This window comes from Sphingobium sp. B2D3A, assembly GCF_025961795.1.
In the GTDB taxonomy this organism is placed as follows: domain Bacteria; phylum Pseudomonadota; class Alphaproteobacteria; order Sphingomonadales; family Sphingomonadaceae; genus Sphingobium.
On record NZ_JAOQOI010000001.1, the window covers coordinates 3,561,750 to 3,578,083 of the forward strand.

General features: G+C 63.4%; 14 protein-coding genes. 6 read left to right on the forward strand and 8 right to left on the reverse strand.

Going from position 1 to position 16,334, the window contains the following annotated elements; translation table 11 throughout:
- Positions 1 to 21: 21 nt before the first annotated feature.
- The 3 genes from M2337_RS16625 to M2337_RS16635 all read right to left on the reverse strand — a co-directional run bounded on the left by M2337_RS16625 (position 22) and on the right by M2337_RS16635 (position 2,473).
- The gene (locus tag M2337_RS16625) at positions 22 to 1,509 is read right to left on the reverse strand and encodes a carotenoid oxygenase family protein (RefSeq protein ID WP_264571136.1); all 1,488 of its coding nucleotides are present in this window, start codon (positions 1,507 to 1,509) and stop codon (positions 22 to 24) included.
- Positions 1,510 to 1,553: 44 nt separating this feature from the next.
- Positions 1,554 to 1,862 carry a hypothetical protein gene (locus M2337_RS16630; protein ID WP_264571137.1) on the reverse strand — a complete coding sequence of 103 codons (309 nt, stop codon included), beginning with the start codon at positions 1,860 to 1,862 and terminating at the stop codon, positions 1,554 to 1,556.
- A gap of 146 nt (positions 1,863 to 2,008) precedes the next feature.
- On the reverse strand, positions 2,009 to 2,473 hold the full coding sequence (locus tag M2337_RS16635) for a MarR family winged helix-turn-helix transcriptional regulator (protein WP_264571138.1): 465 nt from the start codon (positions 2,471 to 2,473) through the stop codon (positions 2,009 to 2,011).
- Positions 2,474 to 2,733: 260 nt separating this feature from the next.
- Here M2337_RS16635 and M2337_RS16640 point away from each other — a divergent pair, with 260 nt between their 5' ends.
- A complete protein-coding gene (locus M2337_RS16640) occupies positions 2,734 to 4,290 on the forward strand; it encodes a carboxylesterase/lipase family protein (protein WP_264571139.1) in 1,557 nt (518 codons plus the stop codon).
- Positions 4,291 to 4,413: 123 nt separating this feature from the next.
- On the opposite strand, the gene M2337_RS16645 is transcribed toward M2337_RS16640, so the two are convergent.
- Both M2337_RS16645 and M2337_RS16650 read right to left on the reverse strand, forming a co-directional pair.
- On the reverse strand, positions 4,414 to 5,331 hold the full coding sequence (locus M2337_RS16645) for a hypothetical protein (protein ID WP_264571140.1): 918 nt from the start codon (positions 5,329 to 5,331) through the stop codon (positions 4,414 to 4,416).
- A gap of 37 nt (positions 5,332 to 5,368) precedes the next feature.
- On the reverse strand, positions 5,369 to 6,373 hold the full coding sequence (locus M2337_RS16650; protein ID WP_264571141.1) for a helix-turn-helix domain-containing protein: 1,005 nt from the start codon (positions 6,371 to 6,373) through the stop codon (positions 5,369 to 5,371).
- 333 nt (positions 6,374 to 6,706) lie between these two features.
- On the opposite strand from M2337_RS16650, the gene M2337_RS16655 reads away from it, so the two are divergent.
- From M2337_RS16655 to M2337_RS16675, 5 genes are all read left to right on the forward strand, one after another.
- Complete coding sequence (locus tag M2337_RS16655) at positions 6,707 to 9,310, forward strand: TonB-dependent receptor (RefSeq protein ID WP_181560454.1); 2,604 nt, start codon at positions 6,707 to 6,709, stop codon at positions 9,308 to 9,310.
- A 236-nt stretch (positions 9,311 to 9,546) separates the two neighbouring features.
- The gene (locus tag M2337_RS16660) at positions 9,547 to 11,001 is read left to right on the forward strand and encodes a cytochrome ubiquinol oxidase subunit I (RefSeq protein ID WP_264571142.1); all 1,455 of its coding nucleotides are present in this window, start codon (positions 9,547 to 9,549) and stop codon (positions 10,999 to 11,001) included.
- Positions 10,998 to 11,996 (forward strand): cytochrome d ubiquinol oxidase subunit II, encoded by a 999-nt coding sequence (gene cydB, locus M2337_RS16665; protein ID WP_264571143.1) that lies wholly within the window; start codon positions 10,998 to 11,000, stop codon positions 11,994 to 11,996. The genes M2337_RS16660 and cydB overlap by 4 nt, the downstream gene beginning before the upstream one ends.
- Entirely contained in the window at positions 11,993 to 12,115 is a 123-nt protein-coding gene (locus M2337_RS16670) for a DUF2474 domain-containing protein (RefSeq protein ID WP_264571144.1), read from the forward strand. The genes cydB and M2337_RS16670 overlap by 4 nt, the downstream gene beginning before the upstream one ends.
- Before the next feature lie 101 nt (positions 12,116 to 12,216).
- Positions 12,217 to 12,636 carry a hypothetical protein gene (locus M2337_RS16675; RefSeq protein ID WP_264571145.1) on the forward strand — a complete coding sequence of 140 codons (420 nt, stop codon included), beginning with the start codon at positions 12,217 to 12,219 and terminating at the stop codon, positions 12,634 to 12,636.
- A 93-nt stretch (positions 12,637 to 12,729) separates the two neighbouring features.
- On the opposite strand, the gene M2337_RS16680 is transcribed toward M2337_RS16675, so the two are convergent.
- The 3 genes from M2337_RS16680 to M2337_RS16690 all read right to left on the reverse strand — a co-directional run bounded on the left by M2337_RS16680 (position 12,730) and on the right by M2337_RS16690 (position 16,212).
- Positions 12,730 to 13,317, reverse strand: coding sequence for an urea carboxylase-associated family protein (locus tag M2337_RS16680; RefSeq protein WP_264571146.1), 588 nt, complete (start codon positions 13,315 to 13,317; stop codon positions 12,730 to 12,732).
- Complete coding sequence (gene gntA / locus M2337_RS16685) at positions 13,317 to 14,000, reverse strand: guanitoxin biosynthesis heme-dependent pre-guanitoxin N-hydroxylase GntA (RefSeq protein WP_181560460.1); 684 nt, start codon at positions 13,998 to 14,000, stop codon at positions 13,317 to 13,319. The genes M2337_RS16680 and gntA overlap by 1 nt, the downstream gene beginning before the upstream one ends.
- Before the next feature lie 118 nt (positions 14,001 to 14,118).
- Positions 14,119 to 16,212, reverse strand: a complete 2,094-nt coding sequence (locus M2337_RS16690; protein WP_264571147.1) for a M3 family metallopeptidase — start codon at positions 16,210 to 16,212, stop codon at positions 14,119 to 14,121.
- Between the last annotated feature and the right edge of the window lie 122 nt (positions 16,213 to 16,334).

A 16,334-nucleotide genomic window follows, 5' to 3' on the forward strand; every position in this document is an offset into this window, starting at 1 on the left:
GCCTCAAGGGCCTCGGTCTCATCACGCATCGATGCCTCCTGCTTTTGGAAAGGGCGCCAGTTCGTCCGGCCGCACCCAGATGCCGTGGACTTGCGGACCTGCGCGGAACGGCAGGATCACGCGGGCGATGTCGCCCTCTTCCAACCGCTGCGCATCGGCGATGATCAGCTCGGAGCGCATCTCTGCATAATTGGAGGCCGTACCGATCAGATAGCCATCGCCCTCCGGCGCGTCGGCATTACGAGGAATGAAGCAGCACTCCTGCAGGCTGTGCGTATCGCCGGGGAAATAGCGGTCGACTTTGTTTGTATGCAGGTCGAACCGGGCATAGCTGTTCGTCACGCGCCCGCGCAGATTGCCTGCCCGCGCCTCGTCGAACGGGCGCGTGGGGTCGGTGAAGCCCGTGAAGCAGTAGCGGTTCTCCTGCGTCAGATAACGCGGATCGATCCGCCCCAGATCGCCGATGGGCAGCGGGAACAGGATCTCCTCCTCCCAGCTATCCTTCTTGGAATTGAGATCGAACGTCAGGCGGCGGACATAGGCCTTGGCCCGCGTCGGGTCCCAGGGGGAGCCATCGACATTGGGGAAGAAGGGGAAGAAATTGGAATCGTAGAAGGGGGCGTAGAGCACGACCTTGTTGCCGATGGTCTGCGCGTTGAACGTGTGCATCATGCACCGTTCCGGGCCTTTGAACCAGCGGATGTCCTTGCCCTCGCCATCGCGCGGCATGATGCCGATGTAGCTGTCCTTGCTGCGGTCCCACCCCCAGTGAACCTTACCTTCGCGCAAGCGCTCCATGCTGGTGACATAACCACCGAACGGGAAGAGGATGTGCTTCTCGGTCAAGGCAATGTCATGCATCACCGAGACATAGGGCACCTCGAACCGGGTCTCGCGCGTCACCCGGCCCGCCTTGTCCATCGCGTAGACGAACACGTCCCTGGAGGCCGGCCCCGTCGCCTCATAGCCATAAGCGATCATCTCGCCGGTGAACGGGTCGATCTTGGGATGCGCCGTGAAGGTCTGGCTCTTGTACTTGCCGTCGAAATCCCACGCGCCGATCGTGTCCAGCGTCACCGGATCGATCTGCTGGGGCAGCGAATCCTCCTTGAGCGTGAACAGCTTGCCGCCATGCACCAGCGGGGTGGTGTTGGACACGGTGCCGTCGATACCCTGCACGCTGGGATCGTCGGTAAAGCGATTGCGATAATAGCCAAAGAGTTGCCGGCCCGCCTTGAGATTGGCCTGGAAGCGCGGCGTGCGGACGAACTTGCCTTTGTAGGAGACGCGCCCATCCTTGAACCGGAAGGTGCTGACATAACCGTCGGTATGCAGCATCGCATCGTCCGGCTTGCTCGGCGGATAATACCATTCGCCCCCCAGGCGCACGAAGGTGCCCACCAGATCGGCGGGCAGTGTGCCCTGCACCTCGCACTCGAGAATCTCGGCATCATAGCGCTGCGGGGAAAAGAAGCCGCGCTTGGCCGGATCAGAAGAAAAATCGACCACTTGAACCTCCGGTCAAGGGCCGCCGCACATCTCGGCAGACCCGTTCAGACATAACAATTCACTCTGCGCAGCATCTCGTCGGACAGCGGCTCCAGGCCCTCGCCGCTGCGGCACCCCTGCGGCGGGTGCCAGGGCGCGGCGCGGCCGGTGCGGTCCAGCCACGGTTCGTTGGAATGGAAGGACAGCACTGCGTCCATCCGGGTGGTTCCGCTCGCGCGCGCCAGCACGGCGGAGCCGCCCGCGCCGATCAGCAAGGCGCCCACGCACGCCCCGCGCAACATCTGGCGGCGGCTGGCCAGAAGCCCCAGTTCATGCGCCAACCGGGGACGATGCTCCCGATTGTCCGACTCCACCGACACGTGCTGCTCTCCTGCAATTGCACATGATCGTTAGAAGGGCCGGCCCCGCGGGGCTTTACTGGCGACGCATCGTGCTTTGCATTGCCGGGAACAAGCCGCGGGTGGCCAAACCGCCTTGCGCCACGTCCGGCAGCAGGCGGTCAGCCGAACCGGCGCAAGAGCTCGCAAAGCTGGGCGATCCGCTCCTGCCCGATGCGCGCATCGAAATGCGCCTCATAGGCATCGTGGCAACGCCGCACCTCGGCCAAGAAATCCGTACCCGCCGCCGTCATCCGCAGCAGGCGCACGCGCCGATCCGCTTCGCTCACCTCCCGCGCCACGAAGCCGCGCTTGACCAGATCGTCGAGAAGGCGCGTCATATTGTTGGAGGTGATGCCCATGATCTCCGAGAGGTCGCCGGGCGCGCAACCGGGGTTGCTGTGGATCAGCAGGAGAACGGAATAAGCGCTCGGCGTCATGTCCGTGCCGGCGAAGAAGCGGTTGAACGTCGTCGAGGCATCGCGCCAGGCCGCATGGAGCAAAAAGCCGAAGGTGTGCTCCAGCCCGGCCAACTGGAAGCCCCTCTCTTTCAGTTGCTCTGTTCGTTCCACCGCCGCCTCGCTCATGTCCGCTCCAGCCTTGGCGCGAGCAATGCGCCCTGTCGACCCTCATGCGCGCGCGGGGGCGATCTTCGAGCGCCCAGTTCACCGGCAGACGAACAAGAGTTCCCTGTCCGCAAATTGCGAGCGGGCCGGAGTTCCTAGAATGAGGCGAACCAGAGGAGCCTGCCATGCCCGCTCACCCCGGCGTCAGCAGACGAACGGCATTGAAAGCCGTCTTTGCTGCCACGACCGCTCCCGCCATCATTCTGCCAAAGGCTTTTGCGATGACATCATCCGAACCGATTGCCGACACGCAATATGGGCGCCTGCGCGGCCGCCTCGAAGGCGATGTGATGGCGTTTCGCGGCATTCGCTATGCGCGGGCCGAGCGCTTCCGCCCGCCCGTCGCGCCGGAGGGCTGGACGGGCATTACCGATGCGCTCGCATTCGGGGCCAGCGCACCGCAATCCAACCCCAATCCGCCGCCCGGCCCGCCTTATGTCATCCTTGCGCAACTGCCGCGCCCGGCCAATGCGCCGCCCGCACCCCCGCCGGTCCCGGAATCGGAGGACTGCCTATTCCTGAACATCTGGACCAGCGGCCTGCGCGATGGCGGCAAGCGCCCGGTGATGGTCTCGCTTCATGGCGGCTTCTTTTATGGCGGCTCAGGCTCGGCGGTGGACGGCAGCAAGCTCGCGGCGCGCGGCGATGTCGTATTCGTCAGCCTCAACCATCGCCTCAATGCCTTTGGCTACACCCACCTCGCCGGCCTGACGGAGAGCGACGAATTCGCGCACGCCGGCAATGCAGGGATGCAGGACATTATCGCCGCGCTCGGCTGGATCCGCGACAATATCGAGAATTTCGGCGGCGACCCGGCGCGCATCATGGTGTTCGGCACCTCCGGCGGCGGAATGAAGACCAGCTTCCTGATGAGCAGCCCCGCCGCACAGGGCCTAATCCACCGTGCCGGCGTGCAGAGCGGCCCGGCGCTGCGCTTCATGGAGCGGGACGGTGCGGCGGCCGCGACGGACCGGCTGCTGCACCGGTTGAACATCCCGCGCGACAACTGGCAGAGCCTGCTCACCCTGCCCGTGCAGACCCTGCTTGCAGGCTATCATGCGGTGGCGGACGATTTGAAGCCGCGCAACTTCACGCATCTGCCCTGTTTCGCGCCGGTGCTCGATCCGCTGTTGCTCCCGCAACACCCCTTCTCGCCCCGCGCGGCGCCGCTCACCAACGCCATCCCCATGCTCATCGGCTGCAACGCGCAGGAAATGAGCTTCTTCTGGGGCAATGATCCCGGCGCCTTCACGCTGGACGAGGCCGGCCTCGAGGCCCGCTCCCAGGCGTTTCTCGGCGACCGCACCGGCAGAGTCCTCAGCCGCTACCGGCAGGCCTATCCCGAGGCCACGCCGAGCCGGCTCTTCCTCCAGGTGTTCAGCGACTATTCCATCCAGGCACCGATCATCGCGCAGGCCGAGCGCAAGGAAGGCGCGCCCGCCTTCATGTACCGGCTCGATTATCAGAGCCCCGCGCTCGGCGGGAAGCTGGGCGCCCTTCACACCATGGAGACGCCGTTCATTCTGAATACGCCGCAGTCCGCCCGAGCACTGCTGGGTGAAGGCGATGCCCCGACCACGCTCGCGGCCAAGATGAGCAGCGCCTGGGTTGCCTTCGCCACCAATGGCGATCCCAATGATCAAGCGAGCGGATTGCCGCACTGGCCCGCCTATCAGCGGAGCACCCGCGCGACGATGCTGTTCGACCAGTCGTGCCGCGTGGAGCCCGACGCAGGCGGGCTCGCGCGCGAGATCATGGGCGATCTGGTGGAAGGCTAGGCACGCGGGGACCGTAAGGACATTCTACCCGTTCGTCCTGAGTAGCCGCTGAGCTTGTCGAAGCGGCGTATCGAAGGGTCGGCCCTTCGAAACGATGCTTCGATACGCCTCTTAGGTCCGCGCCTACTTCCCGTTGCCCGGCCCCCAGGGCGACGTCGCATTATAGGGCGCCGTGATGAACGTGGCTTCCACCCCGGTAATCATGCCGCCCTGGATCTTGAACATTTCCAGCAGCGCCCAGCTATGCGGCTCACGGAAGATGGATCGACGCGGCGTGCCGTCGGTCAGGGTGTAATCGGCCAGAACGCCCTTGTGATCGATGAAGCCGCGGAACAAGGAAATGCCCCGCTCCTCATCGACGAGGATCGGCACCCGCCTGACCTTATTGTTGAAGGCATAGCGACCCAGTCGGAAATCCTTCTCGATGTCGCCGAAGATCATGCCGTTTTCGTAGCGGATCGCATCGGGCGCAAAGCGCGTGTTGCGGATTTCGCCGATGTTATTCTCCAGCGTCTGGAAGTAGCCGTCGCCCAGGCTCAACAATTCCTCACGGCTATTGCGGCGCGCCTGAGGGACCGGCGCTGCACGGTCGGCGGGGCGCATGAAATCCTTGGGCTCCGCAAACGGCGTCGGCGGCGAGCTCAGGTTGCGCTTGGTCGAGAGCATATGCTCGACCTCGGTAATCTTCCGGTTCTCGATCTTCAGCCGGACGGCGAGATAGCCGGGAATTTCGCTCTGGTTGATGGCCATGAACGCAGCGGCCTGCCCGGTCTGCGGGTCGGAGAGCGTCAGCGCCGTGCCGACTTCCTCCGTCACAGTATCCCAACTCGCATCGGGAAACGCCATCTCGATATTGTTTTCCGTGAAGCGCACATGATCGGCAAAGGGCGCAGCCGAGACATCATGGGCGAGATAGGCCGCCCGATATTGCCCCATAATCTCTTCCAGGCAGGCTTTGTCGCAGCCAGCCTCGGCCTGCACCGCGCCACTCGACATCGCCATCATCATCAATGCTCCCACACGCGCCAGAACCAACCGCATCACACCCTCCACTCGATCGGCTGTCAGCCTAGCATCGTCACGTCCCCGCGCTTGTCGGGGCGGACATGCGCGTTTTGTCCGTGCGTGAACCGGCATCCAGCATCTGCGCGCGGTACGCCTTGGGCGCGGTGCCGAATTTTTCGCGGAAGGCGCGGCTGAAATGCGCGGAACTGCTAAAGCCGTTCTCGAAGGCGATCTGCGTCAGCGTCGTCTGCGCCGCCTTGGGCGACGCCAGCGCGGCGCGGCAGCTTTCAAGCCGCGTTCCCCAGATATACTCGCTGATCGTCTCGTCGCCATTGAAGACCTTGTGCACATAGCGCTTCGAGCACTTCATCGCCTGGGCGATCATATCCACGGATAGAGCGGGATTGCCGACGTTCCGCCGCACAAACGCACGGATGCGGTCCTGGGTGAGTTCGCGCATCGGCGCCACGTCGCTGCCCAGCCGCTGCTCGTGCAGCAGCATGCGCATGAAATCGACCATCGTCTCGCCAAGATCGGCATCGAGCCGGTCGTCCGTCTCGGCGGTGGTGGTAATCGCGCTATGCAGGCAGGCCTGCAGCATCCGTGCGATACCGCCCCCGACCTGCAGCGCACCGGGCAGTCGGGCAATTGCGTCCTGCTCATGGCGCGCCAGCCGGCCGAGCGGTAGTTGCAGCGCCAGCTTGCGCGAGGCTTCCAGATGCGTCGCCACATAGGGATATCGCCCGTCGCTCACAGACCATTGCCCGGCCCGCACGATATGTTCGCCATGGCGGGTCGAGACGATTGTCGAGCCGCGGTGCTGAAACCAGATGCGGACATGCGGATCGCCTTCACCTGCGGCAATCAGGCGCCGCGTCCACGCCGCGCGATGCGGGGATGTGTCGAGCCGAAAGACCTTGGCCTCGCCGAGCGCCCGCCGGACGACGACGCCCTGAAAGGCGTGGTCCTCGATCCGGTCGGCTTCTACCCCGCCGATCGCCGCGGCGCCGGCATTCCAGAACCCCAGCCGGTCGCGGTCTGGGATGTCCTCAGTCGAGACTCTGCGCGCTGCGCCCACTGCCCTCTCCCGTCCTCATGTCCGGGCCGCTCGCATCCCTCTTGGGACCGGCCGCCCGCATTATCTCTTTGCGAGAGATTGTTTCGTGAGACCGCTTCCAAGTCAAGCCGCTTACAGTGCAGCCACTGTTGCGCCCGTGCATCATGAAACAAGTCCGCGTGCACCATCGGAGAAGGCAAATGCCTTTGCCTGCCGTAATTTGGCGGCGGTCTGCCCGATCAGGGTCCCTCGACCGGTCGGACGAAAGAAACGGCCAGTCCCGATTTTGCGCTTCGCATCCTTAGATATCCCAATTATAGTAGGACAAAATAAATTACACACAGGGGAGATGTCATGAGAAAGTTCCGTTTTGCGCTCTTGTCGTCCGCGATCGCGCTGATCTCGTCGACCAATGCTTTTGCTCAGGATGCCGCGCCGCAGGCGGGCAATACGCAGGCCGCGAGTGACGGCGACATCATCGTCACCGCACAGTTTCGCGAGCAAAATCTGCAGGATACGCCTATCGCTATCACCGCCGTGAATGCGGCGATGCTGGAGGCACGCAGCCAGACCGATATCAGCCAGGTCGCCAACCAGGCCCCCTCTGTGACACTCAAGCCACAGGGCGCTGCCTTCGGCCCATCGCTCGGCGCTAACATCCGCGGTGTCGGACAATTTGATTTCAACCCGGCGGTCGAACCGGGCGTCGGTTTCTATGTGGACGACGTCTATTACGCCACGCTCACCGGCTCGATCCTCGACCTGCTCGACCTCGATCGCGTGGAAGTGCTGCGCGGCCCCCAAGGCACGCTGGCTGGCCGTAACTCTATCGGCGGCGCGGTGAAGCTCTATTCGCAGAAGCCGGAAGGCACGAACACCGGCTATGTCGCCGCAGCCTATGGCAGCCGCAACCGCATCGATCTGCGCGGCAGTGCCGACTTCAATCTGGCACAGGGCGTTGACATGCGCATTGCCGGCGTCGCCAAGAAGCAGGAAGGCTATGTCGATCGGCTCGACTTTGGCTGTATGTATCCCGCTGGCGGCACGGCGACCTTCACGCCGGCCTTCGCCACCGCAGCCAATCCCACCCGCGCTCCGCAGCTGATCAATCCCGTCGGCGGTGTGCCCGCGCGCACCAATCGGCCGGACTGCGTGCTCGCCAAGGAAGGAGAGGTCAACTACATCGCAGCGCGCGCGCAACTGCGCCTGCGCCCCAGCGACACGATCGATATCAATATTATCGGCGACTACACCGACGACGATCGCGTCGCGGCCGGCTCGGTGCTGCTGCTGCGCACTTATCCGGATGGCACGGTGGCCTCGCCGCGCTACCCGCTGCCGCTGACCCCGGCGCCCGGCTCCTCACCGGCGCAGAACTATGCGACCGCCTCCGCACAGCGGGACATCAACCCGTTCCCGATCGGCAATACCGCCAATGCCAACCAGTTGGCCTATGACAACCGCTTCATCTGCGGCAATTACTGCAACTTCGCGACCTATGACATGCCCGCGGACACCGCGATCGGTCAGAACGGCCAGCCGATCCTCGTCGGGGGTCAGCCGCTCACCTATCGCGCCGCCTCTGGCGACGGACGCGTGCGTTTCAAGGGTTGGGGTCTCTCCGGACAGATCGACTGGGAAATCTCGCCAAATTTCCAGCTTAACTCGATCACCGCCTATCGCGAGTACACGTCCAACTTCTCCAACGACAACGACGTGTCGCCGATGGCCCACAGCCTCGGCTATGGCCCGCTGACTTTCCGCTTCTTCAGCCAGGAACTGCGCCTGAACGGAAAGGTCAACGACCAGATCAACTTCACCCTGGGCGGCTATTACAGCGACCAGAAGTCGGTCTACACATCCTTCCAGGATCTGCGCTCCTCTGGCCTGCAGTTCCAGCAGAGCGATCCGGTAGACGCAGACAGCAAGGCTGTTTTTGCTCACCTATCGTGGAACCCGGTCGAACAGCTGACCCTGACAGGCGGCATTCGCTATACCGAGGAGTCCAAGACCTACACCTATGTCCGCCAGCGGCCTTATCTGGATGCGACCTCGCTTGCGGCGAACGGCGTGTTGCCGCTGAACGGCACCGTGGGCAAGTATAGCGGAAATCGCGTCGACTATCGCGCCAACGTGCAATATGCCTTTACGCCGGACATCATGGCCTATGCCCAGTTTTCCACCGGGTTCAAAGGGGGCGGCGTGAATCCCCGTCCGTTCTTCGTCCAGCAGGCCCTCTCCTTCGGGCCGGAAACGCTGAGCGCGTACGAGCTTGGGTTCAAGACCGATCTTTTCGATCGCATGGTACGCTTCAACGTCGCGGCCTTCCTCAGCAAGTATAAGGGAATCCAGCTTACCCTCAGCAATTGCACGGCGATCACCGGGGCTGGCTTCGGTGCGCCTTGCGCGCTTCCCGTCAACGCCGGCGATGCCGACATCAAGGGTCTGGAAGCGGAGATCACCATCCGCCCGGTCGAGGGCATGACGCTTGATGGATCGCTGAGCTACATCGACTTCGACTACAAGAAGTTCGGGACCTACACGTCCGGCACCTCCACGGTGGCCGTCGGTGGACCCACCAACCTCAATGGCCCGCAGTTTGGCGATTATGCGCCTTACACGCCCAAGTGGAAGTGGAGCATCGGCGCGCAGTATCGCATCGATCTGGGCAATTCCGGTTCGCTGACGCCGCGCATCGACGCCTCGTACCAGAGCAAGGTCTATACGGTTTCTGCCAACCGCTCGAGCAACCGCATCGACGCCTATGGCGTGGCAAACGCCCGTCTGACCTGGCGCAACGCGGATGAGGATCTCGATGTCTCGCTCGAAGTGACCAACCTGCTCGACGAATATTATCTGCTGACCATCTATGACCAGACGGTTGGTGGCCAGGGTTACTCCAACGGCCAGCCCGGTCGTCCGCGCGAATGGGCTGTGAGCGTGAAGAAGAAGTTCTGATCTTTCTCACTACGATTTAAACGGAGGCCGCGGCCAGCTCATGCTGGTCGCGGCCTTCTTCATTTCCTGAGCGCTGCTTCACCCCGTTCAAGATTCCAGAACAAAAACTGTGGCTTCCGGGCAACGCTGCCGGAGAGTTCCGAGCAACCCTTCAATCTCCAGCGCCAGACTGGTAGGACCGGCCCATCGACGCGCCACGAGCCGTCGACCATGGGAACCATATAGGGACCAGTGCTATGTTCGCGGAGGCCGACGCTCTCCTGCTGGCGCGTATCCAGTTCGCTTTCACGGTGAGCTTTCACTTCATCTTCCCGGCCTTCTCGATCGGCCTGGCCAGCTATCTCGCCGTTCTGGAAGGGCTGTGGCTCAAGACGGGCAAGTCGGTTTACATCGACCTGTTCCGCTACTGGCTGAAGATCTTCGCCATCGTCTTTGCGATGGGCGTCGTCTCGGGCATCGTCATGTCCTACCAGTTCGGCACCAACTGGTCGGTCTTCTCGGATGTCGCCGGGCCGGTCATCGGGCCGCTCATGGCCTATGAAGTCCTCACTGCCTTCTTTCTGGAGGCAGGCTTCCTCGGCGTCATGCTGTTCGGCATGAACCGCGTCGGCAAGAAGCTGCATTTCTTCGCGACGTTGATGGTTGCCATCGGCACCTTCGTGTCAGCCTTCTGGATTCTCTCGGTCAACAGCTGGATGCAGACGCCGCAAGGCCACATCATGGGCGCGAACGGCCAGTTCCTGCCGGGTGACAGCTGGCTGCCGATCATCTTTAATCCCAGCTTCCCCTACCGCCTCGTCCACACCGTGACCGCTGCCTATCTCACCACGGCGCTGGTCGTCGGCGCGGTCGGCGCCTGGCATCTGCTACGCGATCGGGCCAATGCCCATGCGCGCAGAATGTTCTCCATGGCCATGTGGATGATCGCGCTGGTCGCGCCCATCCAGATTTTCGTCGGCGACATGCACGGGCTGAACAGCTGGGAGCATCAGCGCCCCAAGGTGCTCGCCATGGAGGGCCATTATGAGAGCTATCCGGATGGCGCGCCGTTCATCCTCTTCGGCGTGCCGAACGCCAAGGAAGAGCGGGTGGATTATGCCGTGAAACTTCCCGGCATGACCTCCCTCATCCTCGAGCATGACATCCACGCCCCGATCGAGGGCCTCAAGACCATTCCCGTTGACGAGCGCCCGCCGGTCGGCGTCGTCTTCTGGTCCTTCCGCATCATGGTCGGGCTGGGCATGCTCATGCTCGCGCTGGGCATGACCAGCCTGTTGGCGCGGTGGCGCAAGGGCCTGTACGACTGGTCGCTGCTCCACCGCTTCGCGCTGGTCATGGGGCCGGCGGGCTTCGTCGCCGTCATCGCCGGCTGGGTGACGACCGAAGTCGGCCGCCAGCCTTATGTGATCTATGGCCTGCTCCGCACTGCCGATGCGGCCTCGCCGCTCGCCGCGCCGGCCGTCGCCGCCTCGCTGCTGGCCTTCGTCGTCATTTACTTCGCGGTGTTCGGCGCAGGCACCTGGTATATCCTGCGCCTCATGAATGCCGCGCCGCATAGCGGCGAGCCGGGGGTAGAGGCCACGGAACGCGGTCCGATCCGCACCGCCGGGATCACACCTGGTCCTGCACAAGGGGACCCCAGGTCGACGTCACCAGTTCAGCCGACAGTTGAGGGGAGGGCCGACTCATGATCGATCTCACGGTCATCTGGGCATTCATCATCGCCTTCGCCGTCTTCGCTTATGTGGTGATGGACGGGTTCGATCTGGGGATCGGCATCCTGTTCCCGACCATCACGGTCGGCCACGGACGCAATCGCGCGATGAACTCCGTGGCGCCGGTGTGGGATGGCAACGAGACCTGGCTGGTGCTCGGCGGCGGCGGGCTGATGGCCGCCTTCCCGCTGGCTTATGCGATCATTCTGCCGGCCACCTACCCGCTGGTCATCGCCATGCTGCTGGGGCTCGTCTTTCGCGGCGTCGCCTTCGAGTTCCGCTGGCGCGATCCGGGCCACCGCGCCTTGTGGGACATGTGCTTCTTCGGCGGCTCGGTGGTCGCCGCGCTGGCGCAAGGCATGATCCTCGGCGCACTGCTGCAGGGCATCGATGTCACCGGGCGCTCCTATGATGGCAGCTGGTGGGATTGGCTGACGCCCTACACCCTGCTCACCGGCGCCGGCGTGGTCGCGGGCTATGCCCTGCTCGGCGCCTGCTGGATGATCTGGAAGCTGGAGGGCGAGGTGCAAGAGCACGCCTATCGGCTCGCCTTCAAGGCCGCGATCGCCACGCTGCTGCTCATGGGTGCGGTGAGCGCCTATAATCTGCTGCTGCTCTCCGATTATCGCGCCCGCTGGCTGGAAATGCCGAATATCCTGTTCGCCAGCCAGGTGCCCCTGCTCACCGCCATCGTCGCCGGCGCGCTGTTCTATGCGCTCAAGACGCGGCGCGAACTGATGCCGTTCCTTCTGGCACTGGCCCTGTTCCTGCTCGGCATGGCCGGTCTTGGCGTCACCATCTGGCCCTATGTCGTGCCGGATCAGATCACCATCTGGGATGCGGCCGCACCTGAGAAGAGCCAGATCTTCATGCTGGTCGGCGTCGCGATCACCCTGCCGCTCATCCTTGCCTATACCGGCTGGTCCTATTGGGTCTTCCGGGGCAAGGTTGGCCATGAGGGCTATCATTGAGCCGGGCGCCGCACGAGGCACCGCTGTGGCAGCGCCTCGGCTGGATGGCGGGCATCTGGCTGGCGAGCGTGTGCGTGCTCGGCGTCGTGGCCTGGATTCTGCGCCTCTGGATTGCCTGACACGCCGCCACGCCTAACCATCCGGCATGATAATAATCAGCCGGCGCGCCGGGGGCCAATCCGCCTCTCGCTCATTGTGCTCCTGCAACAGGAGCACCGCCATGACTGCCAACCCCTTTTCGATGTGGTTCGATTTCGCGCAGACCTGCATTCGGGCGACCGAAACGATGGTGAGCACGCACAATGTCCTGCTCGCCCGCACGCCGATCATCATGGCGGCATGGCAGTCCCCCTTCACCGCCGATGGCCGCGAGCTCAGCCTGATGGTGACGGAAAAGACCGACGCCTTCGGCAAGGCGGCCCGCGCGCAGGATCGCGGCGCCCGCCGCTTGCACCAGACCGGCGCGGCCAACGCCCGCGACATGCAGCGCCTCGCCTCAGGCCAGCCCTTCTGGCCCCACGACTGGATGCGACTGATGGAGCGCAATGTGGCGACGACCGTCGCCATGATGGCGCTACCGGGCAAGATGCTCGCGCCTTATCACAGCGCCGTGACGGCCAACGACCGGCGTTTGCGCTAAGCGCTTATCGAGGCAGAGACCGTCGGGGCAACCTTGGCCCCTCCTCTTCAGAGGAGGGGAGACTGGGCAGTCAACGCCTGGAACCCGGCGACCCTAAACCAGATCCTCAACCATATAATCGATCGGACGAAAGCTCCCGCCATTGCTGGCATAGGCCGAGCAGGCCGTCAGGCCGATGATCAGATCAATCTCCGCCTTGAGGACAATCCGGTCGCCCGCCGAACTGAGCGGCGGCAGAACGCTGATCTTGCCGTCCGCCCCCACCGGCACATTCATGAAGCAATTGAATGCGACCGGAATCATGTCGGCCGTGATGCCATAGGGCGCCAACGCCGCTGCCAGATTGCCGAAACAACCCGGCACGACCGGCTTGTCCGGATAAAAATGCAGGAAGGTATCCGTACTGCACGGCGTCAGCAGGAAATCATGGCAGCCGACCGTATCCTGCTCGATCGTCAGCAGCACATTGGACCGGTTCGACCACAGCCTGTTGCCCGTCGTCAGCCGAATGGTCTCCTCATAATCCAGCGTGCGACCATTGCTGAGCACCTCGCCGATATCCGCGCGATTATAGGCCAGCAGGTCCGCCACCTGGCACCCTTCCGGGTCGATCACGGTCAGATACTGGCCGGCAAGCATCTCGAACGCCACGCCCGAGCGGGGCGGAATACGCTCTGCCATCACGCGACCTCGCGGGGGTCATGGAACGGGCATTTCCAGTCCTCGCCGACATGCCGCCCGCTATACTGCGCGGCCTCGCTGCTCGTGCCGTGGCGTGCAAGCATCGGATTGGCCTCACCGGCAAGATCGACATCGCGGGCGATGATCGTCTCGCGGATCTTTTCGTAGCGCCCTTCCTGACGCAATTGCTCGAACTGATCGTGCAGGTTGAACACGATCACCGGCCGCTCGAAACGCCGCGCCGGCCGGCTCGCCGCCGGATGCAGGCCGACCGCGAAAAAGGCTTCGCCGCCAAAGCTCAGCGAGAAATGGGGATCGTCCGGATCGCGGCTCACCCGCTCGTCATAGGGCAGGCCGAGCCACGCATCCTTGTCGGCCAGCGATTGCAGGCGGTCCCACATCGCCTGCTCATAGGCCTTCTCGTCCAGTGGGGCCGCATGCGCGAAAATGATCGCGAGGCTGCGGAACAGCCCCGGATCGCTCGCATAGGATTGCGCCCAGGCCATCAATTCGCCGTGCAGGCGCAAGTCATCCCAGCCGCTGTCGATGGACCAGCCCACGAGAATGTTGAGCGTGCCGCGCGAGAGGGCTGATTTGGCCCCCACGCACGGAAAACTCCGGTCCATAATAAACGCCTCGAAAGAGGCGCGCAGCCGCGCTTCTTCCGCATGTGAAATCAGCATCCGTCCAAAATCCGCTATCTACTCAGTCTAATTCAGAAATCCTGCCCGGGGCATTCGTTCCAAATCGAGGCGGGTTCCCCGCACTAACAAAAAGCAAATCGCACGGATTGAGGCGGGATTACTGCGCAGGAACGGGGAAGCCCCGCTTGCGCAGCAGCGCATTCACATCCGGGTCGCGGCCGCGGAATGCCCGATAGGCTTCGGCCCGGTCGGTCTCGTTGCCGGTCGCGAGCAGCGCCTTGTTGAAGCGCGCGGCCAGCGCCGGGTCCCAGACATTGCCGGTCTCCTCGAAGGCGGCCCAGGTGTCCGCATCCATCGTCTCGGACCACAGATAGCTGTAATAGCCCGCCGAATAGGCATCGGATGAGAACAGGTGATTGAACTGCGGTAGGCGGTGCCGCATGATCATCTCCTTGGGCATGCCGATTTCCGCCAGCGTCTCCCGCTCGAACGCATCGATATCGGTCGGCGCGTCGGGGCGATTGTGCAGCTTCATGTCGACGATGGCCGAGGAGAGATATTCGACCGTGGCAAAGCCCTGGTTGAAGGTATCGCTGGCCTTGATCTTGTCGACCAGAGCCTTGGGGATCGGCGCGCCGGTCTGGAAATGGCGCGCATAGGTCTCGAGAATATAGGGTGTCAGCACCCAATTCTCATGAACCTGGCTCGGATATTCCACGAAGTCGCGCGGCGTCGTGCCCAGCCCCGGCCAGGTGATGTCATAGCTCAGATAATGCAGCGCGTGGCCGAACTCGTGAAACAGCGTGGTGGCATCATCGAGGCTGATCGTCGTCGGCGCCCCGGCGCTGCCCTTGGCGAAATTGTTATTGTTGGCGGCCAGCACATACTCATTGCCGTTCAGATGATCCTGCCCCTTGTAGGTGGTCATCCACGCCCCTGACCGCTTGCCGCTGCGTGCCCAGGTATCGAGGTAGAACAGCCCGACAACCTTGCCGCCGCGCGTCACCTCGAAGGTGCGCACATCGGGGTGGAAGACCGGCACGGCGCCCGTATTCTCGGTGAAGGTGAAGCCGTAGAGCCGGTTCGCCATGTCGAACATGGCGGAAACCATCTTGTCGAGCTGGAAATAGGGCTTCACCTCATTCTGATCGAGGTCGTACTTCGCCTTGCGGACCTTCTCGGCGTAGAAGCGGTAGTCCCATGGCTCGATGGTGATCTTCGGCCCCTGCCCGGCTTTCACCTCGGCATCGGCGATGGCCTGCATGTCCGCCACTTCCTCGCGGACGCGGGCGACAGCCGCCGGCCACACCTTCATCATCAGCGCCATCGCCTTGTCCGGCGTCTGCGCCATGGTGTCGCGCATGCGGTATTCGGCATGTGTCTTGAACCCGAGCAGCTTCGCCCGCTGGGCGCGCAGCGCCACGATCCGCGCGATGGTCGCATTGGTGTCATTGGCATCGCCATTGTCGCCACGGTTGGCGAACGCCTCGAACACGCTCTTGCGCAGGTCGCGCCGCGTCGAGCTTTCGAGGAAAGGCTGCACATAGGAGCGCGTGTTGACCAGCAGCCAGCCATCCACGCCCTTGTCCTGCGCCGCCGACTTCATCGTCGCCACGAAGTCCGCCGGCAGACCCGCGAGATCGGCTTGGCTGGTGAAGGTGATGAACTTCTCCTCATCGGCCAGCACCTTGTTCTGGAAGCTGCTGAACTCCTGCGCGAGCGCCGTCTCGATCCCGATCAATTCCTTCTTCTGCGCGGCATCCAGCATGGCGCCGTTGGCGACCAGATCCTCATAAGTGCGGGTCAGCAGCCGCATCTGCTTGGCATCGAGGCCCAGCGTGTCGCGCTTGTCGTAGAGCGCCTTCACCCGCGCGAAATAGCGCGGATCGAGCGTCAGTTCGTTGAAGAACGCGCTGAGCTTCGGGCTCCACTCACCCTGAATGCGGCGGATGTCGTCATTGGAGAGATTGGAGACATACACGCCCCAGATCGGCATGACCCGGTCGGACAGCGTCTCCTTCTGAAGCGCGGTGATCGTATTGTCGAACGTCGGGGCGGCCTTATTGGCCAGCACACCCTCGAACTGCGCCTTCACCGAGGCCATCACCGCCTCGAACGCGGCAGGGAATGCCGCCGGATCGACCTTGTCCCAGGCGGGCACGCCGCCATAGGGGCCGGTCCATGGCGCGGTGATGGTTTCCGCCTTCTGGGCGGCGAGCGGCGTGGACAGCGCGAGCGCGACGGCGCTCAACGGGGCAAGAACATGCTTTGAAGGCATTTGTCGGAAAACCTCAATCCTTGGGGAAACGCAGTGTCGCGTCACATGAGGCCAAACTTATCGGCTACCCGCTTGGTTTCAACCCCTTGCAGCCG

What these genes read in the sequence shown, in the direction of transcription:
- gntA (WP_181560460.1), bottom strand. Translation starts at nt 14,000, where the DNA reads ATGCTGATTTCACATGCGGAAGAAGCGCGGCTGCGCGCCTCTTTCGAG.
- M2337_RS16675 (WP_264571145.1), top strand. Translation starts at nt 12,217, where the DNA reads ATGACTGCCAACCCCTTTTCGATGTGGTTCGATTTCGCGCAGACCTGC.
- M2337_RS16655 (WP_181560454.1), top strand. Translation starts at nt 6,707, where the DNA reads ATGAGAAAGTTCCGTTTTGCGCTCTTGTCGTCCGCGATCGCGCTGATC.
- M2337_RS16640 (WP_264571139.1), top strand. Translation starts at nt 2,734, where the DNA reads ATGACATCATCCGAACCGATTGCCGACACGCAATATGGGCGCCTGCGC.
- M2337_RS16660 (WP_264571142.1), top strand. Translation starts at nt 9,547, where the DNA reads ATGTTCGCGGAGGCCGACGCTCTCCTGCTGGCGCGTATCCAGTTCGCT.
- M2337_RS16680 (WP_264571146.1), bottom strand. Translation starts at nt 13,317, where the DNA reads ATGGCAGAGCGTATTCCGCCCCGCTCGGGCGTGGCGTTCGAGATGCTT.
- cydB (WP_264571143.1), top strand. Translation starts at nt 10,998, where the DNA reads ATGATCGATCTCACGGTCATCTGGGCATTCATCATCGCCTTCGCCGTC.
- M2337_RS16635 (WP_264571138.1), bottom strand. Translation starts at nt 2,473, where the DNA reads ATGAGCGAGGCGGCGGTGGAACGAACAGAGCAACTGAAAGAGAGGGGC.
- M2337_RS16645 (WP_264571140.1), bottom strand. Translation starts at nt 5,331, where the DNA reads ATGCGGTTGGTTCTGGCGCGTGTGGGAGCATTGATGATGATGGCGATG.